The sequence below is a fragment of the Paenibacillus sp. S-38 genome (genome assembly GCF_049942825.1).
Lineage (GTDB): Bacteria > Bacillota > Bacilli > Paenibacillales > NBRC-103111 > Paenibacillus_G.
Window position 1 is genome coordinate 2,616,009 of the sequence record NZ_CP187970.1, and the last position, 26,279, is coordinate 2,642,287.

At 54.9% G+C, this 26,279-nt stretch carries 20 protein-coding genes; 17 read left to right on the forward strand and 3 right to left on the reverse strand.

All coding sequences use genetic code 11. The features are described from left to right. Positions 1-220: 220 nt before the first annotated feature. Both ACP26L_RS12025 and ACP26L_RS12030 read left to right on the forward strand, forming a co-directional pair. The gene (locus ACP26L_RS12025) at positions 221-1,258 is read left to right on the forward strand and encodes a glycoside hydrolase family 43 protein (RefSeq protein WP_426452751.1); all 1,038 of its coding nucleotides are present in this window, start codon (positions 221-223) and stop codon (positions 1,256-1,258) included. Between the two features lie 228 nt (positions 1,259-1,486). Further along, complete coding sequence (locus ACP26L_RS12030) at positions 1,487-2,680, forward strand: MFS transporter (RefSeq protein ID WP_426452752.1); 1,194 nt, start codon at positions 1,487-1,489, stop codon at positions 2,678-2,680. A 129-nt stretch (positions 2,681-2,809) separates the two neighbouring features. Here the strand turns inward: ACP26L_RS12030 and ACP26L_RS12035 are convergent, their stop codons facing one another. Beyond that, positions 2,810-3,562 carry a TetR/AcrR family transcriptional regulator C-terminal domain-containing protein gene (locus ACP26L_RS12035; RefSeq protein ID WP_426452753.1) on the reverse strand — a complete coding sequence of 251 codons (753 nt, stop codon included), beginning with the start codon at positions 3,560-3,562 and terminating at the stop codon, positions 2,810-2,812. Positions 3,563-3,752: 190 nt separating this feature from the next. Here ACP26L_RS12035 and ACP26L_RS12040 point away from each other — a divergent pair, with 190 nt between their 5' ends. Then, on the forward strand, positions 3,753-5,186 hold the full coding sequence (locus ACP26L_RS12040; protein ID WP_426452754.1) for a serine hydrolase domain-containing protein: 1,434 nt from the start codon (positions 3,753-3,755) through the stop codon (positions 5,184-5,186). Between the two features lie 25 nt (positions 5,187-5,211). Here the strand turns inward: ACP26L_RS12040 and ACP26L_RS12045 are convergent, their stop codons facing one another. Then, the gene (locus tag ACP26L_RS12045; protein ID WP_426452755.1) at positions 5,212-5,595 is read right to left on the reverse strand and encodes a YmaF family protein; all 384 of its coding nucleotides are present in this window, start codon (positions 5,593-5,595) and stop codon (positions 5,212-5,214) included. 555 nt (positions 5,596-6,150) lie between these two features. On the opposite strand from ACP26L_RS12045, the gene ACP26L_RS12050 reads away from it, so the two are divergent. The 5 genes from ACP26L_RS12050 (at position 6,151) to ACP26L_RS12070 (ending at position 9,869) form a co-directional block, all read left to right on the forward strand. Next, positions 6,151-6,573, forward strand: coding sequence for a class I SAM-dependent methyltransferase (locus ACP26L_RS12050; RefSeq protein WP_426452756.1), 423 nt, complete (start codon positions 6,151-6,153; stop codon positions 6,571-6,573). A 640-nt stretch (positions 6,574-7,213) separates the two neighbouring features. Further along, the gene (locus tag ACP26L_RS12055) at positions 7,214-7,909 is read left to right on the forward strand and encodes a CTP synthase C-terminal region-related (seleno)protein (protein ID WP_426452757.1); all 696 of its coding nucleotides are present in this window, start codon (positions 7,214-7,216) and stop codon (positions 7,907-7,909) included. Between the two features lie 146 nt (positions 7,910-8,055). After that, entirely contained in the window at positions 8,056-8,547 is a 492-nt protein-coding gene (locus tag ACP26L_RS12060) for a VanZ family protein (RefSeq protein ID WP_426452758.1), read from the forward strand. A gap of 12 nt (positions 8,548-8,559) precedes the next feature. Continuing rightward, positions 8,560-8,871 (forward strand): hypothetical protein, encoded by a 312-nt coding sequence (locus tag ACP26L_RS12065; protein WP_426452759.1) that lies wholly within the window; start codon positions 8,560-8,562, stop codon positions 8,869-8,871. Continuing rightward, complete coding sequence (locus tag ACP26L_RS12070) at positions 8,868-9,869, forward strand: phosphotransferase enzyme family protein (protein ID WP_426452760.1); 1,002 nt, start codon at positions 8,868-8,870, stop codon at positions 9,867-9,869. Before ACP26L_RS12065 ends, ACP26L_RS12070 begins: the two co-directional genes overlap by 4 nt. A 245-nt stretch (positions 9,870-10,114) precedes the next feature. On the opposite strand, the gene ACP26L_RS12075 is transcribed toward ACP26L_RS12070, so the two are convergent. Next, entirely contained in the window at positions 10,115-12,580 is a 2,466-nt protein-coding gene (locus tag ACP26L_RS12075; protein ID WP_426452761.1) for a polysaccharide lyase 8 family protein, read from the reverse strand. Between the two features lie 353 nt (positions 12,581-12,933). Between ACP26L_RS12075 and ACP26L_RS12080 the strand changes: the two genes are divergently transcribed. The 9 genes from ACP26L_RS12080 to ACP26L_RS12120 all read left to right on the forward strand — a co-directional run bounded on the left by ACP26L_RS12080 (position 12,934) and on the right by ACP26L_RS12120 (position 26,214). Continuing rightward, entirely contained in the window at positions 12,934-13,407 is a 474-nt protein-coding gene (locus ACP26L_RS12080; protein ID WP_426452762.1) for an SRPBCC family protein, read from the forward strand. Between the two features lie 145 nt (positions 13,408-13,552). Beyond that, entirely contained in the window at positions 13,553-14,416 is an 864-nt protein-coding gene (locus ACP26L_RS12085) for a helix-turn-helix domain-containing protein (protein WP_426452763.1), read from the forward strand. 66 nt (positions 14,417-14,482) lie between these two features. After that, positions 14,483-15,775, forward strand: coding sequence for an ABC transporter substrate-binding protein (locus ACP26L_RS12090; RefSeq protein ID WP_426452764.1), 1,293 nt, complete (start codon positions 14,483-14,485; stop codon positions 15,773-15,775). A gap of 99 nt (positions 15,776-15,874) precedes the next feature. Next, entirely contained in the window at positions 15,875-16,780 is a 906-nt protein-coding gene (locus ACP26L_RS12095) for a carbohydrate ABC transporter permease (protein ID WP_426452765.1), read from the forward strand. Position 16,781: 1 nt separating this feature from the next. Continuing rightward, positions 16,782-17,603, forward strand: a complete 822-nt coding sequence (locus ACP26L_RS12100) for a carbohydrate ABC transporter permease (RefSeq protein ID WP_426452766.1) — start codon at positions 16,782-16,784, stop codon at positions 17,601-17,603. A gap of 109 nt (positions 17,604-17,712) precedes the next feature. Beyond that, positions 17,713-20,199 carry a TIM-barrel domain-containing protein gene (locus ACP26L_RS12105; RefSeq protein ID WP_426452767.1) on the forward strand — a complete coding sequence of 829 codons (2,487 nt, stop codon included), beginning with the start codon at positions 17,713-17,715 and terminating at the stop codon, positions 20,197-20,199. Between the two features lie 879 nt (positions 20,200-21,078). Further along, positions 21,079-22,830: a cache domain-containing sensor histidine kinase gene (locus tag ACP26L_RS12110; RefSeq protein WP_426452768.1), complete on the forward strand. Its 1,752-nt coding sequence runs from the start codon at positions 21,079-21,081 to the stop codon at positions 22,828-22,830. A gap of 210 nt (positions 22,831-23,040) precedes the next feature. Further along, positions 23,041-24,549, forward strand: a complete 1,509-nt coding sequence (locus ACP26L_RS12115) for a response regulator (RefSeq protein WP_426452769.1) — start codon at positions 23,041-23,043, stop codon at positions 24,547-24,549. Between the two features lie 330 nt (positions 24,550-24,879). Next, the gene (locus tag ACP26L_RS12120) at positions 24,880-26,214 is read left to right on the forward strand and encodes an ABC transporter substrate-binding protein (protein WP_426452770.1); all 1,335 of its coding nucleotides are present in this window, start codon (positions 24,880-24,882) and stop codon (positions 26,212-26,214) included. Positions 26,215-26,279: the final 65 nt, after the last annotated feature.

A 26,279-nucleotide genomic window follows, 5' to 3' on the forward strand; every position in this document is an offset into this window, starting at 1 on the left:
TATACAAGGATAGGGTGCACGGCGGTATGGATATTTTAGCGAAGCACTTTGAACAGGGGGCTGCTGAAAATATGTCCTGAAGTGCCGGGAAAATGTCCTTCTTTTGGCGGGGGGATTGCTCTAGGATGAGAAATGTAAGCAGTTACAATGGGGAGGAGGCGGGAGAACCATTCCCAAGCTCAGTTTGACGGACTCGACATTCCGAAAGGAGAAATGAACGATGAAGCCTCTTAGAGTATGGCTGGCCGGCCTGCTGCTGATGATGATCCTGCCCCTGCAGGGTGCCCACGCAGCAGGAACGTATATTATGGACGGGGCGGATCCGAGCATTGTCAAGGAAGGCGGCATGTACTATTCCGTCCAGTCCGACAACAACGGAATCCACCTCCGCAAGGCAAGCTCACTTACGGGACTGAATGACTTTGCCACCCAGACCACGGTATGGTGGAAGCCCGCGGACCTTCAGCAGATCTGGGCACCGGATATCGTGAAGATCAACAGCGAGTACTGGATTTTCTTCGCGGCTTCGCCGGGTCAAGCGACCGAGTCGTTCGAGGTGCTGAATGCGCGCCACCGGACGTATGCGCTCAAGAGCTCCAGCCCAGGCGGTCCATACACTTACATGGGCAAGGTGCCGCTGCCGGACGACCGGTGGTCGATCGACGCTACGATGGTTTCATACGATTTCAAGCATTACCTGGTCTGGTCGGGATGGGCGGGAACGACGGACGGGGAGCAGAACATCTATATAGCCCAGGTGGACCTCAACAATCCGATGAGAATGCTGACCGGACGGAATATCGTATCCCAGCCCCGCGAGCCGTGGGAGCGCAAGGATGCCAATCCGTCCGCCTACGTGAACGAGGGGCCGCAGCCGATCGTGAAGGACGGGCGTCTGCTCATCGCTTTCTCGGCCAACGGCAGCTGGGGAAGCAATTACTGCCTCGGGTACGTCAGGCTCAAGGCGGGCGGTGATCCCCTCAATGTCACGCATTATGCCAAGTCGGATTCCTGCAAGTTCCAGACAAGCAGCACCGTCGTCGGTCCGGGACATCACAGCTGGATTCTCGAAGGCCTCTACGGCAGCGGGCTGATGGCTTATCACGGCGTACCGGCCGGCCAGGTGAACACCGGCGGAGACTGGTGGTCGAAGCGGGACATCATGTACAAAAGCATCTCATGGACCACAGGGAACATGTGGCATTCCTGGGAGAACCGCAATGACTCCGGTCCGATTCCTGTACTGGGGGAGCCGTAAGCGGGGCTGTCAAGCAAACCTTAAGTCGGCCGGGCAGCGGGGATTTGATTCGTGTCCGGGCGCATCGTATGATGAGGGTATCCCATACCTCGTAAAGGAGGAACAGCCATGCCGGACTTCGCAAGACCTCCCTGTTAATCCCTAGGAACGAACAGAGCGGCACGGGCTCCACCTCATCGGATTGTGTTTGAAGCATCAAGCCATCCGATGAGGAAAGGGGTTCGACCGATGAAGATGACGTATAATCTGGGGATCCTGTTTGCGCTCCGCTTTTTTTCCAGCTTGATCCCTGCCTATGTGATCGAACGGCTGTACTGGCAGGAACGAGGCATGACAATTGGGATGGTCGTCTATACGGAGATCATCTATGCCGTGACGATCATCCTGCTGGAGGTGCCGACCGGCATCGCCGCCGACCGGTGGGGGCGGAAGCCGATGCTCGTGCTGGGCGCGCTGCTCGGATGCGCCGAGTTTTTGCTTCTGCTTTATGCTTCAAGCTTCTGGCACTTCGCGCTGGTAGTCTTCCTGGCAGGGATCAGCCGCTCGGCCTGCAGCGGGGCGGAGAATGCGATGCTCTTCGATACGCTGATGCAGCAGGGCAGGGCTTCGGCATTCGAAAGGCAGCTCGGTCTGCTGAACGTCTTCGATTTGAGCGGTGCCATCCTGGCCGCCTTGTCCGGCAGCTGGCTTGCCGGACATTATGATCTAGAACTGAACTACTGGCTGTCGCTTGGCAGTGCGGCGGCGGCACTGCTGCTGACCTTGCTGCTAGTCGAGCCGCACGCGGCGCACTCCGGTGAAGCGCCGATGCCGTTCTCGCACTATGTTCGCGCGTCGCTGCGCTTCTTCCGCAGCCGGCGGAGTCTGGTGCCGGTTCTGCTCAGCGGGATGATGGCGGGCTCGGCGGTGGGATTCATCGACGAGTTCTGGCAGTTATATGTCAACGGGATCGGACTGCCGGTTGTTGCATTCGGTGCCGTGTCCGCGGCCCTGATGCTGCTCCGCCTGCCCGGCAGCCTGCTGGCCCCCTGGCTGGTAGGCCGGGTGGGTTACCGGGTCCTGCTGGTCAGTGTGACTGTGGTGTGCGCCGCGGGCTTCGGGACTGCCGCAGTGAGCCGGGACTCGGCCGGACTGGCGGCCCTTCTGGCGGTCTGTTTGTTCTCCGGCATGATGGAGCCGCTGGTGACCGGATATTTGCACCACCGTGCCGATTCATCCATGCGGGCGACGATCGACTCTTTTCAGTCCCTCGGCTTGAATGCAGTCCATATCCTGACCGGCCTGGGCTTCGGAGCTCTGGCCTCACGGACTGACGTGTTCGGCGGATACGGGTTCGTCGCGCTGGTGTGCACCGCGTTCCTCTTGTGGTTTTTGGCAGCTTCGCGGCGCATCGAGGAGGATGGGGGACACCAGGCAGGTTGATCTTCACGTTGATGTTTTCCAAGGAACAGACTGCCGCTGCGGCAGCTGTTCCTTGTTTGGCTTTCCCTGAGCCCGAAGTATAATATTTTGATGGGGTTCTTGAAACATGGACCTCGTGACAGCCCCATTTTAGCGAGGCGCTCGTTTTTGTTCACCCGCCGAATGATTCTTTGACCGCATGGAGACCGCTATTGCCTCCACTCCAGCCAGCAGGAGGTCTATACCGAACTTAAAGTGACTATCCTTATCGACGCAAGCGGCTATATTCGGGGCTGCTTCTACGAGCCAAGGGAATTCTTGCTGCGGCAGGCCGCCATAAAACTCCAGCAATTGCGCCCCCCACACTTGACGTTCTTCCTCCGATCCTTGTACGTAACCATCTCCCGCCACAACCAGCGATACCACTTGATTCAGAAAGTGTTCAAAAATAAAGAACGCTTCTCGAGGCTCGAAGCCAGCGCCGCGAAGGATGCCAAGCGAGGCCTCGAAAAGTTTAAGCCTGTTTGCCTCCGGCAGAGATCGCCTGGACAGCAAAACTCTGCCAGAGGGATGGTCGAGCAGCACCTGACGAAGCGCGTATAGTAACCCTCTTACCTGATCCCGCCAATCTGTCTCCCGTACTGCCGAGGTATCGAATGAAGCCAGCATCTGTTCGGTCATGGCATCTAAAAGATCATCCTTGCTGCGTACATGCCGATAGACGGCCATGGGGGTTACGCCGAAATCATTGGCCAAACGCCGAAAACTCACCGCGTCGATTCCTTCCTTATCCGCAATATGTAATGCCAGTCCCACGACAGCCTCTCGGCTAAGGCGAACAGGGCTTTTCCCTTTACGGGTGCCTTCTGATATTTGATCTTGATTGTTGTTATGTTGATCCACAGTTCGACGCTCCCGAATAAATAAGTTTAACCCTAGTATAGCCTAAGAAGGTTGACGAGTATACACCGTATACTTATAATGTCTTGTATACGGTGTATACTTAAAGTTGGAGGAGTTGTTCACTCGATTGAGAAAATTCCGCAAAAGCAGGCCTTGGTCTATCCATCTTAGAAGTTCAATGAGAAGTCCAATGAACCGCAGATTTACTTTGCTCGTACTCGCAGCCGTGTTAGCACTATCCGCTTGCTTAGGGGTTGTGCTTTATCAGCCATTGATGGTTGCTTCGGGTTTTGCCAGCAAGGAAATCTGCTCCGGAACCTTTGTCTCGGGCCTTCATCCCAATGGAGTTTACGCCGACATGGTCAAGCCCGAAGGGGCCATAGGAACCATCAGCGGTTTGATTCACTTCGATGTGGACCGTGACGAACGCGAAGTAACAACGTCTATCGCGGGACTTTACAGAACTCAGGCCGTGTACGGTGAGGGCATGGGCTGTATGCTGGTACACAGACCTGAGGATGCGGACTTGGCTGCAGCCGCCGATTTTAACTTCTCAGTGGGCCTATCTCATTCACAAGCTCCCGAGATCGCGGGACCCGCTGTGGTTGAGCCTGAGAACGAGCAGCTGCGCGCAGCACTCGACCGAGCTTTTGCGGAGCGTGAAGAGCCGCCCTATAAACGCACTCAAGCGATAGTCGTGGTCAAGGACGGAAAGATCGCTGCCGAACGTTATGCTGAGGGGGTAGGCGTGGAAACCCAATTATTGGGGTTCTCAGCCACAAAATCGGTCACCAACGCGCTGATCGGGATTCTGGTCCGGCAGGGGAAACTCAGTGTCGACCAACCTGCACCCATTGCAGCTTGGACAAATGAAAAGGACCCGCGCCATATGATCACGATAAATGAATTGTTACGGCAAACAAGCGGCCTTGCTCTTAAACAAACCAGTTCAGGATTCGATCCTGCATCAAGAATGATATTTCTCGAACGGGACATGGCGGGTTTCGCCCAGGAGGCCAAACTCGTTGCTGCGCCTGGAAACCAATGGGCTTACACTGACGGCAACTATATCCTGCTCTCGCGCATCATCCGTGACGCCGTTGGCGGCCGGGCCTCAGATGTAAGACAGTTCGTACAGCGTGAACTTCTCGGGCCGGTCGGCATGAAACACGTGACGCTGGAGTTTGATGCGACCGGTACACCAAACGGGGCCATGTCTATGTTAGCATCCGCGCGAGATTGGGCACGTTTCGGACTCTTATACCTGAACGACGGCATGGCAGGTAATGACCGCATCCTGCCGGCAGGGTGGGTTAAATACTCGTCCTCGCAGACGCTCGACACCGGCTATGGAGCCGGCTTTTGGATTAACCTTGCTGCGAGTGGCAACGCCCCGTATGGCCTTCCATGGGGGATGCCGCATGTGCCGCGTGATGCATTTTTCGCCATGGGCAATATGGGGCAGCATATTGTGATCGTACCATCACAGCACCTGGTCGTGGTACGATTGGGCATGTCGCATCACCCGGAGGGTCTTATCGCCGGAGCCGACCGGCTGGTTGCCGATGTGATCGCGGCGCTTGAACATGATTCCAAGAAAACGGAAGCATTTAAGAGAAAATGAATTCTTAATATAGGGAGAACCGATATTACATGTGCTCGCCACCGGTTCTTCCCTGATAGGCATGAGCATGCGGATGTGTACCGTTCATTGTCGTGAAACCTTGAAAATAGTGATAATGACCTCCACCTGGAAGCGGAATTGCCTCACCAGTCTTACCTCGTATGAAATGGGTATGTCCGTCGTTGAAGGTTGTTTCTGTATGATACTCATGTACATGGGGAACGCCCGAGGGCGCGGGAGCTGTCACTCCGGCATATTCGTGACTATGGCCGACATCAAATGAGGTTATTCCGGCAAAAGAATGCACATGTACCGGCCGGCCGGCCCATGAGGTGATGTACAGTATATGGGAATGTTGGCCTCCAAAGTCATCGGAACAAATGACGACTCCCTCAATCGGAATATCCATAAACATCTCCAACTCCTTACATATAGTAGTCTCCGCCGGATTAAGTTATGGAGATACCCCATTCTTTGCCATAGTCAGCCGCCCATTTGTTTTTTCTGTTGGAACGAAAGTGATGTATGGCAGATCAAAATGCCCAGTTTTTCTCCTGGGCATAATATATTAGATTTCAAATCAATCTTTAATCAGTAATTATTGTAACATTATGTAAAACCTTCTGAATCTAGATTACAATAAGAGTAAGGGACGTTTGCATGTGGGCCTAAAACTACGAAGGAATCATTCTAAGGGAATGAATTGATGGGGGGGTAAACGCCTGTGTCTACAATCCTTGAACTTATAATTGCTTTCCTCATTGGGCTTATTCTAACTCTACATGTACTTCAACCCGTTTTTGAACATTTCGGGTACTTTTTATTGCATCGATTTATGTTGTTTTTATTCCGTTTGTTAAAGGGGAGAATCCTTTCTAGAATCCGATTCTGCTTTGAGGAATGCAGCTCAGATAATATCGTTTGCTGAAGAACATTTATACAGAGCGATGCGTTTATGAATTAGATGTGGCAGAAGCTGCTGAGAAACCAACCAATTTATAAAGGGGGATTCATACTGGAAACATATTGGAATGATAGATTTAGCAAGGAAGGGATGATCTGGGGGCAGGAACCCAGCAAAACGGTTTATGGAGCAATGGATGTTTTTAAGAATAATCATGTTAAGACCGTCTTAGTACCCGGTTCAGGATATGGCAGGAATACCAAGGCTCTTTCTGCACTTTTCCGAGTGGATGGGATCGAGTTATCGAATGATGCCATTACTATGGTAATGAAATGGGATCCCAAAAGTCAATTTATTTGGGGATCTGTTTTGAATCCATTCATAGGAAATAAGAAGTATGATGCCATCTATTGTTTTGATGTATTGCACTTATTTCTAGAACACGACCGTAAGAAGTTAATTCATAATTGTACTCAACAGTAAAAGGATTCGGGACTCATGTATTTCACCTGCTTTTCAAACGAGGATCCGAATAATGGAATCGGTAGGAAGGTAGAAGACGGAACCTATGAATATGTAGAAGGAAAGTATGCTCATTTTTTCACGGAGAGGGACTTAATCCGTCATTTCGAGGGATTTCAAGTGATTGAAACGGGAACCACGAAAGAGATCCTAACCTATAACGACAGTCGGACCAAGGAATATATTCTTAGATACATCATCGTAAAGAAGACTTGAACCGGGGAGCAGCTGCCTGCGAGGTATCTGCTCCCTAGTTCAGATTAAGCCGCCGGAGAGGATAGTGAAAAGACGTACCTGATGTTAAAATAAGGAAGGAGATAGGGCGAGAGCAGCCCGTGAGGCTGGAGCTGTTACCGGTCATGTTGGAGTAGTACCTCATGACATTCCTGCAGACTTATACGGGGAAGAATTCATCTGTGCAAATCCAGGCATTTATGAAGAGCTTCTGGACTTCATGCGTTCTTCAAAGTCATTGCCCCCTCCAGTGAAGAGGGATCCAGTATAAAATCTAGAGTTTACTCCAGGCCATGTGTCGTCGTTGAAACGATTTGCGTCCTGTTTTTAAATGGGTCCCCTAATAAAGAAAGGTGGTTAAAAACAGATGATTCACGTAGGGCTAATCGGTGATTATGATCCAGAGGTCAAAGCTCATATAGCCATTCCCCAGTCTCTTGAGTTTGCGGCGAAGGACCTCGGATATCAGATCCAATACGATTGGATAGCAACTCCTTCGTTGGAACAAGATTTCGAACAGAAGCTGGCACAGTATCATGCTCTTTGGACCGTACCTGCAAGCCCTTACGCTAGTATGCAAGGGGCACTTCATGGCATCCGGTTTGCTCGTGAACATCAGGTTTCTTTTCTGGGAACCTGCGGAGGGTTCCAGCACATGATCATTGAATTTGCCAGAAATCAGATGGGACTTTCTGATGCAGATCATGCGGAGGAAAACCCTGCCGCCTCCTTCATGCTGATTGCTCCTCTTACATGCTCTGTGAGCGAAAGAACTCACACGTTCAAACTTGCGCCTGAGTCTAAGGTTGCGACTTATTATGGGAAAGATGAAGTCACAGAACAATACGGAATATGCAATTATGGCCTGAACCCAGAATTTGCGCCTCTTTTAGAACAAGCAGGGCTGCGTAGTGTGGGAGTAGATGAACAGGGTGAGACTCGGATCATGGAGCTTAATCAGCATCCCTTCTTTGTCGGAACATTATTTCAGCCTGAACGCTCCGCCTTTACTAAAATGGCACATCCGTTGATCAGGGCATTTCTCCAATCAACCATGGATTAGGCTATTAAGCTAAGTGGTGACGAGAGTTTACTCCAACGTGGATGAGGCTGCTGGCATGAATCGGCCGGCAGCTTCGTTACGTTATTTAGAAGGATGCCTCAACTTTTCTTAGTCTGGATCGTCTAAAAAATGAAGGGGAGGGTCTGATGAGCAGCGTAAGAGTAATTCGGCTGTTTTTATGGGGGACAGTGTTTGTCTATTTCTTGGTATTGGTTAAGTTTTTAATTCTAGATCGAATCACATACTCCGGGATCGGTGCTCGACTCTTTAATGTATACCCTTTTCATTCCATAAAGCAGTATATTCTTAACAGAGACAGCTATAACTTCAATACCTGGGCGATGAATTTATTCGGAAATTTGTTTATGCTTTTTCCCTATGGTGTTTTGTTACCGATGTTATTTAAACAAATGAGGAGAGCGTTTAGGTTTCTTGTCTCATTAATTGGGTTCAATTTATTCATCGAGGTATTTCAATATCTCACCATGCTAGGAAGTTTCGATGTTGATGATATGATTTTGAACAGTACGGGAGCAGTGGCAGGATATCTATTCTCAACATCGCTGCTTACCATTCCCTTGATCAAACAATTGCTCGACCAGTCAGCGGCTCGTAAAGAGGGAGATTTGCCTATATAGCAGGGGGGTAACATGGAAATTACAACGATCTTTGTTAACTTCAGACCCATTTATATCTTGTTTATCGTCATACAAGTGGTCTCATTAATCATCCAATTGTTCCATAAAGATCATTCATCTATTATGAATGTCTTTACCATAGGAATCATTCTATCTGCTAGTCTTGCAGTTTCCGCTTATTTAACATATCAGATCGGCATCCTTTCTGATGCACTATCAATCGGCGGCGATCCTGTATCCTTTGTTATGTTTATTGGAATAGCGATCCTATCGTTATTAAATTCTCTTGTCTTTTTTAGAAAAAAAGGGATGTCCGCCATATGAGTCTGGAGTTGGAAGAGCGCTCAGCCGCCGAGATTGCGGAGGCCTTGAACCGGCAGTTTGGATGGCCCGTGAGCGGGATGCTGCCCATCGATAAGGGCTGGCTCAACGTCAAGTGGAAGGCCGTGACGGATCAAGGGCCTGTGTTCGTAAAATGCTACCACCCGGAGAGATACAGGCTGCATACGCGGCCCGAGAGAAAAAATGCGATCGAAAGGACACTGGGGCTGCAGCATGAGCTGAGCAGAGCGGGCATCGCGTGCCCGGAGGTTTATCGCTGCGGCGTCGGACCGTTTCTTCAAGAAGCCCCGTCCGGGCTGTACTATACGGTGCAGGAGTGGACAGACGGATATACGGCCGAAGCCGGGGAACTGAATGCCGCCCAAATGGATGGACTGGGTATCACGACAGGGCGGATGCATCGGTGGCTGCAGTCCGTTCCGCCGCTCGACAAACCGGCTTGGAGGCCGGATAAGGCCGGTTATCTGAAGGAGTGGCAGGGCAGCTGGGAGAAGGCCGATCAAGCCGGGGACGAGACTGTATTGGAGTGGCTCAGCCGGTCACAGGCTGTGGTGGAATCACTTGATTTTGGCCAGTTCGATTCCTGCCGGACGGGATGGCTGCATTGGGATTTGTGGGTGGACAACATAGTGCTCCAGGAGCAGTATGTGGCCGGCATCGTTGATTTTGACCGGATGACGATGGCTTATCCGGACCTTGATGCGGCCCGTGCCATCCTGTCGGGGTGTCTGCGGAAGGGACAGCTGCAGATGGACACAGCCCGGGCATTTATGAACGGATACCGTACTTATGTGGAAATGCCGGAAGGGACGCTCTCCTGTGCAGTGCGTATGCTGTACCTGATCGAATCGCTCTGGTGGCTGCGTACGGAGGTTCGTCTTGAGAGCGGGCTGCGCGGATTGCTGGCGCGGTTTATTGAGGAAATGCACTGGATCGAAGACCATTGGGAGTCGCTGTCGGACATCCTCGGGTCCTTGTGAATGAAGCGAGGTTGAAAAGCAAAGGACCGACGAAGGAGCAGCTGCCGAGGCAGGCTGCTCCTTCGTCGGTTGAGTAACGACAGGGCAAGCCGGCGACGGTCCAGCCCAGAAGACGCTAAACCATGGCCGGACGGCAAAAGAACGTGGACGCCTGTTGTTGTCCTGGCGGTCATGGTTATTATGCCGCGTCCCCGAACCGTCCCAAGAGGCTTCTGACCGTCTTGCCGGCCGGCTCGGGGACCGGATTATGGCATAATCGGACTGTCATCATATATTCTCTGCCGGAATTTGACCGTCAACGTTCCGCCTTCCGTGCCTGCAGGATTGACGGTGAAGCGGATGCACGGGTACGTCTGGGTGACCGTCACGCCAGGGTCGGCCGAGATGACGCCGATCGCATAATCGTCGAGCTTAATCACGATAGGCGCGGTTCCGGTGCGCGTCGGATCGGCGACGGAGACGTTCAGACCCTCCCGCGTCTCCTTCACAAGGACGGCAGCCACGCCGGAGCTTGCAATCCCGCCGGCTGAAGCCTGGCCTGCGTTCCAGAAGAAGGCGCCGGTCAGACCGAGCTTGCGCTCCCGCACCGCCTGCACCGCCGAAGTATTCGCCAGGACGCGGATATCGGGACGCGCGGCGTAGGCGGAGGTCTGCGCAGCCGTCTTGTTCGGCAGCGTCACATATTGGTACGAAGCCTGCTGCGGGCTCACCCCGTGATCGAACCAGAGCGCCGCGTAGCTGCGGGTCAGCGGCGTATCGGGCGACGGCTTCGTATTCACGTTGAGGTCACCCCACCGGCCGGTTCTTGCTTGACGCGAGGCGTTGAGCACCGCGTTGTTTCCCGGGAAATAGTAGCCGATATCCGAGCCGGGCACATTACCTGCCAGATGGGCCCACGAGACGCCGGTCAGGTTCTCCCGGGAACCGAGCGCGGGCACGCGGGGAGTTCCGTTCACCGTCAGCGTGTTATCGCCGGCCGCGTTCAGCTTCCGGTTGTCGACGATCGTCTCAACGGTGTAAGGCTCGTCGGCGTTCAGGCGGATGTCCGTCCCGAGGGAGACGACCTCATCGTCGAACAGGAACCACGCCTTCTTGCCGGTAAGCGAGGTGCCCGAAGCGCCGGGCGCCGTGAGGCCCATCCCGACCACGCCGTACTGACCGTCGGACACGCCGCCGACCCGGCCGTCAGTGTTCACGTAGACGGATTCGGTCACGTTCAGTGTCCGGGGCTTCGTGTCGACCGTGGTCCCAGGCAGCTTGTAGTAATCGACTGTCGCCCAGAATCCGTCGCCGTACTGCTCTCTGTCGGCCGTGTAGGTGTAGGTCATGCCCGAGCCGGTATACCAGCCCCGGCGGAGCTCGAAGTTGTTTTCGAAATTCGCCACGTTGTTCGAGAACATGCTGATCCCGAATCCGAAGCCCGGACGTACATGCACGGCGCGGGCCATGCGGGGGAACATTTTGTTGAACGAGATGTCCCCGCGGGCGGCAACCGCCGGATCGCTGACGATGGCCCCGGCGCGGCCGATCATCTCGATCGAAGCATCCGTGTAAAAGCTGGCGTCCCCGCTGACGAGCTCCTTGACGAGGCTTTGGAGCTTCGCCTTTTCGGTCTCCGGCGCGATCAGGGACAGCCGGATGAGGCTGGAGGTCACTTTGTGCCCGGCGGTGCTGTCCTGGAAGTTATAGCGGGCGACCTCCCGTCCCCGCACCATATCCATCATGACCCCGGTTCGGTAGAGCAGGGGCTCGAAGGAATCCGATACCCACTTCCATACGCTCGCGCTCTGCGGGTCGGTGACCTCCCACGGAGTCCCCTGCAGCAGGTACATGACGTCGGAGAGATCCTTAAGCAGCGAGTTCCCGTACCCGCCGTTATACGCGAACTTGCCGTGCTGGATGAAGGAGCCGTCGGGGTAGAAGCCGTCCCCGGTGGACTCATACGCGAATACGTTGAGATCGCCGCGGCGCCCATCCGTCAGGTCGCTCAGCCCGTCGCGGGCCTGGACCATCTTCTCGGGGGTCTCCCCATTGATGCCGCGCAGCGCATGCACGATGGAACGCCATACGCGGTTGGCCGCCATGTATTTGTACTCCTCGATCGGGCTGTAGGAGATCGGGGAGTTGTAGTCGATCGCGGCCGTCCAGGCGGCGATCTGCTCCGGGGTCAGCTCATCGTAGAGCATGACCATGATCTCGCCGAGCCGCAGCGGGGCGCCAATCTCCCCGTACCACCACTGGGAGGAGCCGGGGCCGGGCTTGGAGGCGTTGAACCGGTTGGCGTTCAGCCAGTCGAGCGCTTCGAAGATGTCCGTACGCAGAGCGCTGTCCCCTTGGAGCGAGCTCCCATGGGTCTTATAGGCCAGGACCAGCGCCTTGAGCCGGTCATAGCTCTGGAAAATATACGCCCGGTTCGGAAGCTCGGCGGCCGGGACGGGCCACAGGCACTTACAGGCGTCGCGGTCGGCTCCCCGCTTCAGTGTCGCCTGGAAGCCGACTGCCGTACTTTCAATCGCCTGGATCTTCGAGGCGATTTCGGGAGCCGACGGGTCGATGGACGTCCCGCCGGTAAGCACATCCCTCCATTTGGCGCGGAGCCCGTCGTAAGGGGCGGCCGCTTCGGCGGTTGGGGCGGCAGGCAGGGGCAGGGCGGTGGACAGCAGGGTCAGGACAAGGCAGAGCGAGAGGATAAGCTGGATCCGGGAGCGCACGATAATCATCCTTTCATCATGGGGATGGAAGAGAAAGGGACGGATCAACGGGACAAGTAAGCGCTTACGAATTAAAGGGTGGCGGGAAACGGAATACGGGGCGGGGGACAGGAAACCCAAACGGGAAGCACCAAGCCAACGGTAATTTTATGATACCGCTTTCTGATGCATTCTATTTTCGTGGATAATTTGCGAATCCCTTCATCTTTAGAAAAATTTTGTAAATCTCGGCGGCCGATACCGGAGTGTTCTCCCATGAGAAGGGAAGGGCTGATGAGCCTTATCCACACCCTGGGGAGTGGATTTACATGGGAACAATCGGATAAACTCGTTTTAAGGAAAGAGGCGGTGTGATGATTACTTGTTCAACCGAGATAGAGATCCAGGTGCCTGTCGAGCGGTGCTTTGACAGAGCACGATGCATCGAACTGCATACGCAGACCGTATGGAAGCATACGAGAGAACGGGCCGTGGCAGGAAGAACTTCAGGGATGATCGGGCCGGGTGAAACGGTCACCTTTCAGGCAAGGCACTTCTTTGTCACCCAGAGGCTGACGTCCAGGGTCGTTGAATATGACAGGCCGAGAAGATTTGTCGATGAGATGCTGAGCGGCGCATTCAAAACCATGAGACATGAGCATACATTCACGCAGCTGGGCCCCCATACCACCTTGATGAGGGACACGCTGGTCTTCTCAGCCCCCTTCGGCCTGCTCGGGCGGATCGTAGAGAGAGCGATTCTAAGAAGGTACATGCTGGCCTTCCTGGAGTATCGAAACCGGCAGCTCAAAGCCAGGATCGAAGAAGAGTGGGGGAATTTCGGATGAGTTCCCCGACTCTCATTTTTATTTTCAACAATTCATATCAAATGAAAAGCAATATCGGTTAAGTCGAACCAATTTAGGCATGATATATTTTGAGTGAAAAAGATCACTGCCTGCTGTTACTGCTTGGTTTGAAAGGAGGCCCCTCTTGGTCATTCATACGCCCACCAACCTGGCTCTACAAAAATTAGGCATATACGTACGGGCGGACGCAGACGATTGGCAGTACAACTGGCCCGTTCATACCCATGAAGGGCTGGAGGTGTATTACTTCATTCGCGGGAATGCGAACTATATTATCGGCGATGAGATATTCGATCTGTCGCCGGGAGATATGCTTCTATTTCGCGGAAGCACCATACACAGGGTGAATCCGTCCAAGGATGTTCCCTACATCCGAAGCTATGTCAATTTTACAGTATCTTTTTTGCAGGAGCAGATTCCGGAGGAGATCTTCCACAAACTGATGTCCTTGTTCGAAGCACCGAACGGCCTATTAATTCGCTGGTCCCCGGAAGAGCGCAAAGAGATCGAGATGTACTTCCAGGCCCTTCACCGCGAAAACGAACGGGAGTCGTTCGGCTACGAGCTCATATTGAGAACATTCTTAACCCAGCTGCTGGTGGCGGTTTATCGGAAGGCCAAACGGCTGCATGAAATTGCGCCTGTAGTACAGCCAACGCACACGCAGGAGAATGTCCGCCGTATTCTGCAGTATGTCAATCAGCATTATACGGAGAATTTCTCGCTTCAGACCTTGTCCGGTGCCCTGCATCTCAACAAATACTATATTTGCCACTGCTTCAAAGAGGTCACCGGCTATACGGTCAACAACTATATCATCAGCAAACGGATTGAGGAAGCGAAAAAAATGCTGCGTACGACAGATGAGCCCGTCGGGTTAATCTCAGAGAAGCTGGGGTTCAACACAGCGGTTCATTTCAGCCGTTCGTTCAAGAAGTACGCGGGGATGTCTCCGCAGCACTTTCGCAAAAAAGGCCTGGGGACGTAATGCTTTACTCCATACATAACCCGTATTTATCCATTTTATTTTAAGCAGAGAGAAGGAGTACAAGGGATGAACAGAAAAATGAAAACGATCTCTATTGGTATGGTGATGGTTCTGACGACCCTGATGACCGCTGCATGCGCCCAAAAGGAATCGGGGGGAGGAGCAGCAGCCGGCGGCAAGAAGGCAGCGCTGGACTTTGTCTGGTTCTCGGATGGAAATGAAGGCGATATCATGAAAGGCATCATTCAGGATTACGAAGCCAAGAACACGAACGTAGACATCAATATGATCGAAGTTCCTTACAAAGACCTGTCCACGAAACTGAAAACGATGATCTCGGGCGGCAAACCTCCCGCATTGGCGAGAATCAGTACGTCGGAGCTTGGCGCATTTGCCAATCAGGCGGTGGACCTGGGGGAGACGAACGGCGGGCTGGACGCCTACACAGGACAATTCGTCGATTCTTTGAAACCGTTTTATGTAGTGAAGAACAAAGCGGTAGCAGCTCCAATGGACGTAACCGCGAACGGTTTGATCTACAATAAGACCTTGTTCGACAAAGCCGGAGTGAAGGTGCCGACTTCCCCTGATGCCCTCTGGACATGGGATGAATTCGCCGCTGCCCTGAAGCAGGTTATGGACAAAGGCGGGGCCAAATACGGTCTGGTATGGGATTATACCCCGCAGCGCTGGTCTACGCTTCTGTATCAATTCGGGGGAAGCCTCATGACTGCGGATGGAACCAAAGCGGCCATCAACAACGAAGCTGGGGTACAGGCGGCGGAATTCTTCAAAAAGCTGCATACCGACGGGATTGCTCCGACATCCGTGTGGCTCGGCGGGGAGAACCCGAACAACCTGTTCCGCAGCGGTACGGTTGCCGCCCATTTGGCGGGGAACTGGATGATCAGCAACTATAAAGATATAACGAACTTCGAATGGGGCGTTACGTACATGCCGAAGGCGAAACAGCGTTCGTCCGTACCGGGCGGCAAATTCGCCATGGCGTTCCAGAAGTCCGGTGTGGAGAAGGAAGCTGCCGACTTCATCAATTACATCTCTACGAAAGAAGTCAATGCGAAGTATACGCAGGAGGCCCTGTTCCTCAGCCCGCGCAAAGACAACGCGACGCTGAATTATGCTTTTGGCAAAGAGATGATGGAAGTGTTCTCGAACGAGCTGAACAGCACCGTTCCGGCCGCAGCGGAGGACTGGTCCAAGCAGACGATTGTGCCTAAATTCAGCAACGATCTGAAGAAGACGCTTTCGGAGATTGTCGGGGGGAAAACTTCGGCACAGGCAGGCTTGGATGAGGTTGCAGGCTTAATTGATAAAGCGATCAGTGACGACAAGAAATAATACACGCGCGCTCCGTTCGTGGAAGGATGTGCTGCTGTCGGTTCATCCGGCGGCAGCCGGTTCTTCAGTAGACAGGGGCTTTAGAGAGGAGCAGAATGGATGGCTGTACCAGCCTCGGCGTTAAAAGCAAGAAGGGTCCGGAAACCGGGACAAACGAAGACATGGATCCCGTATTTGTTTGTCCTGCCTAACTTGTTGATTTTCATCACCTTTATCGTCATTCCCATGGTAATCGGCTTCATTTATTCCTTCCATGAGTATGACGGCTTGAATCCGATGGAGTTTGTAGGCTTTGGCAATTACGCAGAGATCTTTGCGAACGACGAATTTTGGAGCGCACTGGGAAGAACCGCTCTGTATGCGCTGATTGTCGTGCCGTCGATCTGCTGCCTGTCGCTCGCCGTGGCGATGATGCTCATCCAGCCCATCCGGTATAAAGGGTTATTCCGCTCCGTGTTTTATTGGCCTACCATGATTTCCTATATCATTGTCGGTTTGACATGGAAATGGATTTTCGGCGATTTTGGCGTGCTCAATTACTTGATGACCCTGTTCGGCATGGAGCCTCTTCATTTTTTATCGGATTCGTTTTTTGCCAATGTATCGGTGATTATTGCAACGATTTGGTCCCGCCTCGGGTTTTATATGGTGATTTTCATGGCCGGCCTTCAGGCGATCCCGAACGATTATTATGAGGCGGCCCGATTGGACGGGGCTTCCAAGACCCGCGTATTCCGGAGCATTACCCTGCCGCTGCTCAAGCCTACAACCGTACTCGTCGTGATGCTGACGCTGATTGAAGCCTTCAAAGCGTACCCTCTCATGTTTGCGCTCACGGGGGGCGGACCCGGCCAGGATACGACCTATATCGTGCAGTTTATTTACGAAACCGGCTTTGCCAAGCAGGAGCTGGGTATGGCCAGCGCCATGTCCGTGGTCTTGTTTGTTCTGATTTCGATGTTTACCGCACTGCAGTTCAAGCTGTCCAAGGGAGGCTCCGATTAACGTGGAATTGAAAGCATCCGCCAAAACGGCATTATATGTACTTCTTTTTGCCATGGCAGCCTTATGGTTGTTTCCGGTGCTCTGGATTGTACTCTCGTCCTTCAAGACGAACAATGATTTGTACAGCTTTCCCCCCAGATTCCTGCCGGAGCCGTTCACCTTCGAGCATTTTACGGCCGCGTTTGAAAAAGGTAACTTCGGCCGCTACTTCATTAACAGCGCGATTGTTACGGTCAGCTCCACGATCCTGCTGCTGCTGATCAACTCCATGGCGGGGTTCGCGCTGGCGAAATACAAATTTACAGGAGCTACGGTGCTGCTCGTCGGGTTCGTGTCTACCTTGATGGTTCCCCTGGAAGTCATCATGATCCCCATCTTTAAAGTGCTCAGCGTTCTGGGATTGTTCAACACGCTGCTCGCTCTGATCATTCCGCCGGCGGCCACTCCGACAGGGGTGTTTTTGCTGAGGCAGTATTTGCTTACCGTACCGGAAGAACTGCTTGAGGCGGCCCGGATGGACGGCGCGTCCGAGTGGCGCATCTATTCGCGGATCATTCTGCCGATCTGCAAGCCGATCCTGGCGGTGCTCGCCATCTTCTCCTTCATGTGGCGGTGGGATGACTTCCTGTGGCCTTTGATCGGAATCAGCGATCCGTCCCTGTACACGATTCAGTTGGCCTTGTCCAACTTCATTGGAGAATATAACGTCGACTGGGGCAGTCTGCTGGCGATGTCCGTGATCACGATGATTCCGGTGCTTGTTGTGTTCATCCTATTCCAGCGTCAATTTGTCAGTGGGATGGTCACCTCCGGGATGAAGTAAGTGCAGATCGAACTCCAGCCATAACGGCTACGGGCTTGAAGAAATGGCAATCAAGCATTCATGCAGCGACAACCATATAAATAACGGGTAGGAACACGGAGGATAAATCATGAGAGTAAGCCGCAAGTTATTGCAGACCGTACAAGGGCATCACTATCTGGATCTCGTGACCGATGAAGCCAAGTACCGCATCTATCTGATGAACGATGATGTGATCCGGATCCGCTGTACCTTCGACGAACAGTTTGCGGAAGAAGCATCATACACGCTGACCATGACCGCATGGGATGACAAGATGGATGCGATGATGGAGGACCGCAGGAGAGTGGAGGCTCTCCCGGCTTCCTACGAAGAGGAGAGGACCCATCTGCTGCTGCGTACGAAGTCACTGCGGGTTCTGATTCATAAGGAGCCTTTTGCTATCGATATCACGGATGCGGATGGCCGGGTGCTTCATGAGGATCTGAGAGAGCGTGCGTATGTGCAAGATAAGCAGGGCCGGCTGTATCACTACTCCGGCATGAAGGACGAAGATTACTACTACGGCTTCGGTGAGAAAAGCGGGCATCTGAACAAAAAGAAGAGAAGACTGCGGATGCATAACGTCGATACGATCGGCTACGACTCCGAGCATACGGATCCGCTGTACAAGCACATCCCGTTCTATATCAAGTTTCATGGACCCACGCAGGCCGCGACGGGCTTATTCTATCATAACAGCCATGATTCCGCCTTCGACATGGGATGCGAACGCAGCGGGTACTGGAACAAGTACAGCTATTTTTGCGCGGACGGCGGGGAATTGGATCTCTTCTTCATGTACGGTCCTCAAATCAAGGATGTGGTCCGGCACTACACGGATCTGACGGGCAAAACGATTCTGCCGACACAGTATTCGCTGGGCTATATGGGCTCCACCATGTACTATACCGAACTGGATCAGAACTCGGATGGAGCGATCTTGAGCTTCATGGATCGCTGCAGGGCGGAAGGCATCCCCTGCGACGGATTCTTCATGTCTTCCGGCTACACCACGGGAGAAGATGGGAAAAGGTATGTCTTTAACTGGAACCATAAGCGCTTCCCTGACCCCCGGCGATTTATCGAACAAATGCAAAGCAAGGGGTCCGCATTGGCTCCCAATGTCAAGCCGGGCATGCTGCTGACCCACCCGTTGTATAAACGGTTTGAGGAGGCGGGGGCTTACATCCGGGATGAAAGCGGGAAGCAGCCCCAGACGGACCGGTATTGGGGAGGGCAAGCTTCTTTTGTGGACTTCACCCATCCCAAGGGCAGACAGTTATGGAAGGAGCATCTTATCGCTTCGTTTATCGGCTTGGGCGTTACTTCCATCTGGAACGACAACAACGAGTATGAAATCAACAATCCGGATGCGCTCTGCGAGTATGAAGGCGATAAGAAGGAAATCAGCGCCGTACGGCCGCTTCTGCCCAATCTGATGGCCCATACGGCCAAGGAAGCGATCGCCGAGGCTGCGCCGAATACGAGACCTTATCTCGTGAGCCGTGCCGGCTTTGCCGGGATTCAGCGTTATGCCCAAACCTGGGCGGGCGACAACAGTACGAGCTGGCACAGCTTGCAATTCAATATTCCCGTGATGCTCGGCATGGGCCTGTCCGGTGTAGCGAACCAAGGCTGCGACATCGGCGGCTTCTTCGGTCCCGCCCCGGAACCGGAGCTGTTCGTGCGCTGGGTACAGAACGGGATCTTCCAGCCGAGATTCTCCATTCACTCCTGCAACACCGACAATACCGTGACGGAGCCTTGGATGTACCCTTCCTACACGCCCTACATCCGGGAGGCGATCCGGCTTCGGTACCGGCTGGTGCCTTATTTCTACTCCCTGCTGTACGAAGCGTCGGTCGAAGGTTCGCCGGTGATGCGTCCGATGGTGTATGAATTCCAGCAGGACCCGGCCACGTGGGAGGAAAGCTTCGATTTCATGCTGGGGCGGTCGATCCTGGTGGCCAATGTGCTGGAGAAAGGGGCGGATACGAGAGAGGTGTACCTGCCTAGAGGATGCGAATGGATCGACTGGCATACCAGAGAGCGCTATACCGGGGGTCAGACGATCTCGAAGCGGGTATCGATCGATTCCATTCCCATGTTCATCCGAAGCGGAGCGATTATTCCTCTTGCACCGCATCTGCAGAACATTCATCAGGACCAGGTGGAAGAGCTGCATCTGCTCATCGAGCCGTCCGAGAATGCAGGCTTCGTGCTGTATGAAGACGACGGCGTAACGAACCGTTATCAGAACGGGGACTATCTCAAAACAACGATCAGCGTTCAAACCGAACGGAATACGGTTATCTCTTTCAGCAAAGAAGGTGCTTACCCGAGTACCGTGAAGCGGGTCGTCATGGAGCTGGTGTGCAGGCACATTGCTCCGGTCGGGGTGAAGCTGCTGGGCCGGAAGCTTCCGATGTTCCTCGATCCGGCGGAGTGGGTGGCGGCGGAAGAAGGCTGGTACTATGATCTGGAGCTTGGCTCGGCCAAGATCAAGTACGATAACTTCGAAGCGGATTACGAAGTGACCGTGAACTTCGATGTGAAAGATCTGATTTCCATCTAGCCTGTGATGTTGGAGGGGGAGTCTACCGGGGCGGGATTCTCGTGGGTGGGAAAAGGCATCAGTGGATTGGAATGAAGTGGAAGGAAAGGGACCTGATCTTGGGGTCCCTTTTTTTGTGCTCCGAGGGAGGGAGGGCGATCTTCGGAGCGCTGGCTGATTTTGCAATAGAATTCGCACCCGGTTTCCCCTATACTGAAGCTAACTTGGTGGCAGGGCTGCCTTTCCGTCCGGTGTAGGGCGATGAGGTTGCGCCGGGGAGCAGCTGCCCTTCGGGGGAGCCGTAAGGCTGCGGAGAGCAGCAGGGCAATGGTGGGACGCGGCACTGCAGGCCATCCGTACTGCTTGCGGAGCCGAACGAGTCCTGCAAGGGGCTGAAGCTGCGAGGGCTTGATCGAGAGGCGGACCAGGCCGAGCCCGGAGTCGGAAGAGAAACCGGACGCAGGATTCAGATAACGGAACTGAGGTATCTTATTCGGCTATTTCCCGATATTTCCCGAGGGATAGCGGAACTCAGATGCCTTATTCCTTCAGAAACCACGGGAAAACCCTACGGTTGGCATCCATAGCGCATCTGAGTTCCTTTATTTGCAGAGGGGGCCTGCTCAGCGCATCACAACGCCATATCAGAGTTCCGCCATTTGCAGAGGGGCCTGTCCAGAAGTATCACAGCGTATCGTAGTTCTGCCATTCGCAGAGGGGACCTGGCCAAGTGCACCACGACGTATCGGAGTTGCGCCATTGGCGAGTCGGGTCTTCCCGGACGCATCAGCTCCACTCGAACCCGGCCTCCTTTTTCCGAGTGTCACTCTGATTCCACCCATAACAGGTACGCATACCTGCATACGAAAACGGTTCCATCAAGACAGGAGTGTCCGCATCATGAAATCTTGGCTGCGCATGCTGGTTGACAAAATTCGCTTCCAGAAGCTCCGCAGGCGGTTCCTCGCCGCCATGATCGGGGTGGCTTTGCCGCCGCTGTTTATTCTGGGCTACGTATCGTTCGATACGGCACGCGATGCGCTCACGGAGACGAATACACAGACGAACGTGAAGCACCTCGAAACCTCCAGCGAGGTCGCCGACCTGCTGCTGCGCAATCTCGTCAACCTGAACCGCGCAATCGTGGTCAATGACGAGATCCGGCTGGAACTCCTCCACAGCCGGACCGGCTCCAACTTCGAACAGAGGGACACCAGTGAATGGTCGGCGAACCGCCTGCAGAAGGTCATCAGTAACAATCTGTTCGATACGCGGTTCGTCACTTCGATCTGTCTGATGAACCTCGATTACAAAATCTTTTGCTCGGGACGCTCCGATGATGCGGGGATCTACGAGAAGGATGACAAACGGGAACTCATCGAAGCCTCCCCGTGGTACCAAAGCGCCAACCGTGCGCAGGGCCGGGTGGTGTTTCTCGGGTACGACCTGCTCGGCGAAGCCAAGAATACGTTCTCGACGGTGAAGCTTTTTCGGGATGCAGAGAGCCCGGACGGGGAGCCGATCGGCTACCTGATTATCAACGTGTCGAATATGATATTCAGCAGCATCTTCAACGGGTCGGACGACGCGGGCGGCTTCATGGCGCTGGCCGAGGCACAGGACGGTCTTCACACGGTGTACAATGACGCGCTGCCGGGTACGAAGCTGCCGAAGGAAGGGACGGTGAGCGAGGCACTGAACCGGCTGAAGGAGCAGGACTATCTCGTTTCCCGCTACGAGAACCAGACGACGGGGTGGACGTTCGTGCACCTGATGCCCATGGAGGAGCTGCTCCGCAAGTCGAATAAGATCGGCCTGTACACGGCCGTCATTGCCTCGCTGATGGCGCTGATCGCACTCATCGTCTCGGTCATTCTCTCGGGCAGCATCGTCCGGCCGCTGCTGCAGATCAAGAAGATGATGCTGGAGTGGACGACCGGCACGCGGCACTTCGTCACGACCTTTGATAACGACGAGGTGGGGGCGATCGGGGAGACGTTCAAGCGGGTGGCCTCCGAGAACAAGGAGCTGGCGGAGCGGGTCGTGCAGTCGGAGCTCAAGGAGCGCGAGGCGGAGCTGCGGGCGCTTCAGGCGCAGATCAAGCCGCATTTTTTGTACAATACGCTTGACTCCATCTACTGGATGGCCGTACTCCAGAAGAACCACGACATCGCGCAGATGGCCGTGTCGCTGTCCGAGAGCTTCAAGCTCAGCCTGAACAAGGGACAGGAGACGATTCCGGTCTTCAAAGAGCTGAAGCACATCGAACACTATATGACGATCCAGAACATCCGCTACAACAACCGGTTCCGATTCGAGGTCGAGGTAGAGCCCGCCATTATGGGCATGGAGATCATGAAGCTGCTTCTGCAGCCGCTCGTGGAAAATGCGATCTATCACGGTCTTGAGCCCAAGGTGGGCGAAGGGACGATCCGGCTGACGGGCGTGAGGGACGGGGACTATCTGCTGTTCACCGTTGAGGATGACGGGGTGGGCATGGCGGATGTATCGGTCACCGAGGGGGGCTACGGTCTGCGCAATGTGCGGGAGCGTCTGCAGCTGTCCTACGGACCGACGAGCTCGCTCACCGTCCAAAGCGAAGAGGGCCGGGGAACGCGCATCGAGGTGCGTTTCAAGCCGAAGACGGCCTGACCGCTCCATAAGCAGGACTGCGGTCTGCGCATTGTGCGGAAGCGTCTGCAGCTGTCCTACGGACCGACGAGCTCGCTCACCGTCCGAAGCGAAGAGGGCCGGGGGGACCCGCATTGAGGCTGCACTTTAAGCCGAGGACGACCTGACCACACGGCTGACGCAGGGAGCCGGGCGCTGGGGAGATCAAGATAAATAAAGGGGGAACACGTGATGCTGAAAGCAGCCGTATTTGATGATGAATACATCGTACTTCAGGGGCTTCGGGCGATGATTGACTGGACGGGCCTTGGGATCGAGCTGGTAGGCACCGCCGGCGACGGGCTGTCCGCGCTGGCGCTATTCCGGGAGCAGCGTCCGGACCTTATCTTCACCGACATCCGGATGCCCGGAATGGATGGGCTCCGGCTCATCGAGGAAGTGATGCGGGAAGCACCGGAGACGTACTGCATCGTGTTCAGCGGGTTCAACGAGTTCGACTACGTGAAACGGGCGATCAACCTGGGCGTTGTGGATTACCTGGAGAAGCCGATCACTATCGAGAGCATCGAAAAAGCCATCGGCAAGGTGTTGGGACGGGTCAGCGAGCAGCAGGAAATGCATGCGATGAAGCGGATGGTGGAGGTCAGCTCCCGCGAGCTGCTGGAGAAGGCAGTGCTGGAGCTTCTCCTGTCCGGCGCGGAGGCCGAAGCGCGGTGGCGGGAGAGCTTCGGTCCGTATGCCGTAGAGGTTGAAGCCGTCACGGTGCTTGCGGCGGCTTCGGAAGCCTTTGCTCCGCCGGACCATCCCGCCTACCGGGCGGTGCCTGTGAAGCATGGGCAGGAGCGGCTGCATGTGCTGTTTCATTTCCTGCCGCCCGGCCAGGAGCTGTGGGACGAGCTGCTCGGCGAGTCGGAGCAGGCGGGCACGGCGGTTGGCTGCGGGCGGACGTATCCGCGCCCAGCGGAAGCGGCGGAGAGTTACAGGCAAGCAGCGCGTGCGCTGCAGTCGGCCCGCTTCCTCGGGGAGATGAGCCTGGTCCGCTTCGAGGATCTCGGCGAGCGTATTACTGCGCCCGAAGGGCTCTCCGAGCGAGAGGAGGCCGTCATCCTCAGCCTGCGCTCCGGAAACCGGGAGGGGCTCATGGAGCAGGCTGAGCGGTTCATCACATCGATCCAGTCCGGGAAGCTGGGGATTGAAGCGGCCGAGCACGAGATGCTGAGGCTCATCTATCTGGCTGCGGAGGAGTCGAAGAAGAACGCAGGCGACTTCCCCGGCGGGCCGTGGGAGAGCTTCATGCCGCACATCGAATTCCGGGAGATGGCTGCCAATGGCGAGGTGGCCGCCTGGTTCCGCCGGCAGATCGAGAAAATCGCCGACTGGAGCAGCTCGGCCCGCGAGGATACCAAGCATGCGGCCGTCACCCGGGCGAGGCAGTACATCGAAGGCCACGGCACGCGGGATCTGACGCTGCAGGAGGTGGCGGAGCATGTCGGCATGAATCCGACGTACTTCAGCGTGCTTTTCAAAGAGGAGATGGGACAGTCGTACATCAAGTACCTGACACGTTACCGGATGGAGCTCGCGAAGTCGCTGCTGCTGCAGGGGCTCAAGGTCCAGGAGGTCAGCGAGAAGGTCGGCTACCACACGTACCGCCATTTCTCCGAAGTGTTCAAGAAATATACCGGTGTCACGCCCGGTCAGTATAAGGAGCTCTCCGGGCTTCCTGCGCCGCCTGCGTAGGAGGCTTCTTTTTTGAAATCAAAGAACGTATATGGACGACGAAGCCGTTTATCTTGCCGCATGCTCTCCCTGCAAGCTCTCGTATAGCGCCTGGACCATGAGGCTTGGACAAGCTGCTCTGAACAGCTGCTTTGGCTAAGATACTTTGTATAAGGCCCGATTTCTTCGGATCCAGAATTGATAACGCTCCCAAAAAAAACGGACGCCTACCCAAATTATGACCCACTGCCGGATCAGCGCCAAGCGGGCTACAATAAGAACCACAGGGGAACCATCTCCGGTCAAACGAAAAAGATGGTCATACACTCGGATCTGAAAGGGGATCAGCCCATGAGACAAAAGAAGACGAAACGGATATCGGTGCTGTCGGCGGCGGCGCTGCTCGCGGGGGTGCTGGCAGGCTGCGGCGGCGCGGCGGACAACGAGGAGTCCGGGGGAAGCGCTCCACAGGGCGAAGGCAAGACGGTCACGATCTCTCTGCTGACCGACAATACACAGGATTCGGTGAACCAGGCCAAAGGCGTGATCGAAGCCTTCGAAGCCAAATATCCAAACATCCAGGTCGAGCTTGAGACGCGTCCGGGCGGCGGCGAGGGCGACAACCTCGTGAAGACGAGGCTCGCCACAGGGGACATGACCGATGTGTTCTGGTACAATGCCGGGTCGCTGATGCAAGCGCTGAATCCCGAGCAGAACCTCGTCGATCTGACGAATGAGCCGTTCATGAAGAACGTCGTGGATTCTTTCAAGCCTACGGTGACGTTCAAAGACAAGCTGTATGCAGGTCCGCTCGGCTCTACGATGGGCGGAGGCTGGCTCTACAACAAGAAGATCTATGCGCAGCTGGGGCTGAACGTGCCGAAGACGTGGGCGGAGCTTATGGCGAACAATGAGAAAATCAAGGCCGCCGGGATTACGCCGGTGATCGGCTCCTTCAAGGATGATTGGACGACCCAGATCGTCGTCCTGGCCGACTACTACAACGTTCAGGCGCAGACGCCGAAGTTTGCGGACGATTATACGGCCAACAAGGCGAAGTTCGCGGATACGCCGGCGGCGCTCCGCAGTTTCGAGAAGCTGGAAGAGATCGGGAAGAAGGGCTACTTCAACAAGGACTTCCTGGCGACGACCTACGATGCCGGCCTGAAGATGATCGCCGAAGGCAAGGGGGCCCACTATCCGATGCTGACCTTCGCCATTCCGGCAATCGAGCAGAACAACCCGGACAAGATCGGCGATATTGGCTTCTTCGCCCAGCCGGGGGACAACCCCGATGTGAACGGCCTGACGGTGTGGGTATCCAACGGCGCTTATATTTACAAGAAGAGCGAGCATATTGAGGAAGCCAAAAAGTTCGTCGAGTTCACCTCCTCCATCGAAGGAATCGAAGCGCTCACGAAGATGTCGAAGCCGTCGGGCCCGCTGCTCGTCAAGGAGGCGAAGCTTCCGGACAATGTGCCGCAGGTGGTGAAGGATATGCTGCCTTACTTTGACACGAACAAGACGGCGCCGGCGCTGGAGTTCGTCTCCCCGATCAAGGGGCCGAGCCTGGCGCAGATTACAACCGAAGTGGGAGCGGGCTTCAAGCCGGCCAAGGAAGGCGCGCAGCTGTACGATAAAGATGTGGAGAAGCAGGCGAAGCAGCTCGGCCTTCAGGGCTGGTAACCGCCGGCGATTATGACCGGAAGACCCGGCCTGGAACGCCGCACAGGCCGGACCGCTTCCTGAAG

What these genes read in the sequence shown, in the direction of transcription:
- ACP26L_RS12025 (WP_426452751.1), top strand. Translation starts at nt 221, where the DNA reads ATGAAGCCTCTTAGAGTATGGCTGGCCGGCCTGCTGCTGATGATGATC.
- ACP26L_RS12030 (WP_426452752.1), top strand. Translation starts at nt 1,487, where the DNA reads ATGAAGATGACGTATAATCTGGGGATCCTGTTTGCGCTCCGCTTTTTT.
- ACP26L_RS12040 (WP_426452754.1), top strand. Translation starts at nt 3,753, where the DNA reads ATGAACCGCAGATTTACTTTGCTCGTACTCGCAGCCGTGTTAGCACTA.
- ACP26L_RS12045 (WP_426452755.1), bottom strand. Translation starts at nt 5,595, where the DNA reads ATGGATATTCCGATTGAGGGAGTCGTCATTTGTTCCGATGACTTTGGA.
- ACP26L_RS12050 (WP_426452756.1), top strand. Translation starts at nt 6,151, where the DNA reads ATGTGGCAGAAGCTGCTGAGAAACCAACCAATTTATAAAGGGGGATTC.
- ACP26L_RS12055 (WP_426452757.1), top strand. Translation starts at nt 7,214, where the DNA reads ATGATTCACGTAGGGCTAATCGGTGATTATGATCCAGAGGTCAAAGCT.
- ACP26L_RS12060 (WP_426452758.1), top strand. Translation starts at nt 8,056, where the DNA reads ATGAGCAGCGTAAGAGTAATTCGGCTGTTTTTATGGGGGACAGTGTTT.
- ACP26L_RS12065 (WP_426452759.1), top strand. Translation starts at nt 8,560, where the DNA reads ATGGAAATTACAACGATCTTTGTTAACTTCAGACCCATTTATATCTTG.
- ACP26L_RS12070 (WP_426452760.1), top strand. Translation starts at nt 8,868, where the DNA reads ATGAGTCTGGAGTTGGAAGAGCGCTCAGCCGCCGAGATTGCGGAGGCC.
- ACP26L_RS12080 (WP_426452762.1), top strand. Translation starts at nt 12,934, where the DNA reads ATGATTACTTGTTCAACCGAGATAGAGATCCAGGTGCCTGTCGAGCGG.
- ACP26L_RS12090 (WP_426452764.1), top strand. Translation starts at nt 14,483, where the DNA reads ATGAACAGAAAAATGAAAACGATCTCTATTGGTATGGTGATGGTTCTG.
- ACP26L_RS12095 (WP_426452765.1), top strand. Translation starts at nt 15,875, where the DNA reads ATGGCTGTACCAGCCTCGGCGTTAAAAGCAAGAAGGGTCCGGAAACCG.
- ACP26L_RS12105 (WP_426452767.1), top strand. Translation starts at nt 17,713, where the DNA reads ATGAGAGTAAGCCGCAAGTTATTGCAGACCGTACAAGGGCATCACTAT.
- ACP26L_RS12110 (WP_426452768.1), top strand. Translation starts at nt 21,079, where the DNA reads ATGAAATCTTGGCTGCGCATGCTGGTTGACAAAATTCGCTTCCAGAAG.
- ACP26L_RS12115 (WP_426452769.1), top strand. Translation starts at nt 23,041, where the DNA reads ATGCTGAAAGCAGCCGTATTTGATGATGAATACATCGTACTTCAGGGG.
- ACP26L_RS12120 (WP_426452770.1), top strand. Translation starts at nt 24,880, where the DNA reads ATGAGACAAAAGAAGACGAAACGGATATCGGTGCTGTCGGCGGCGGCG.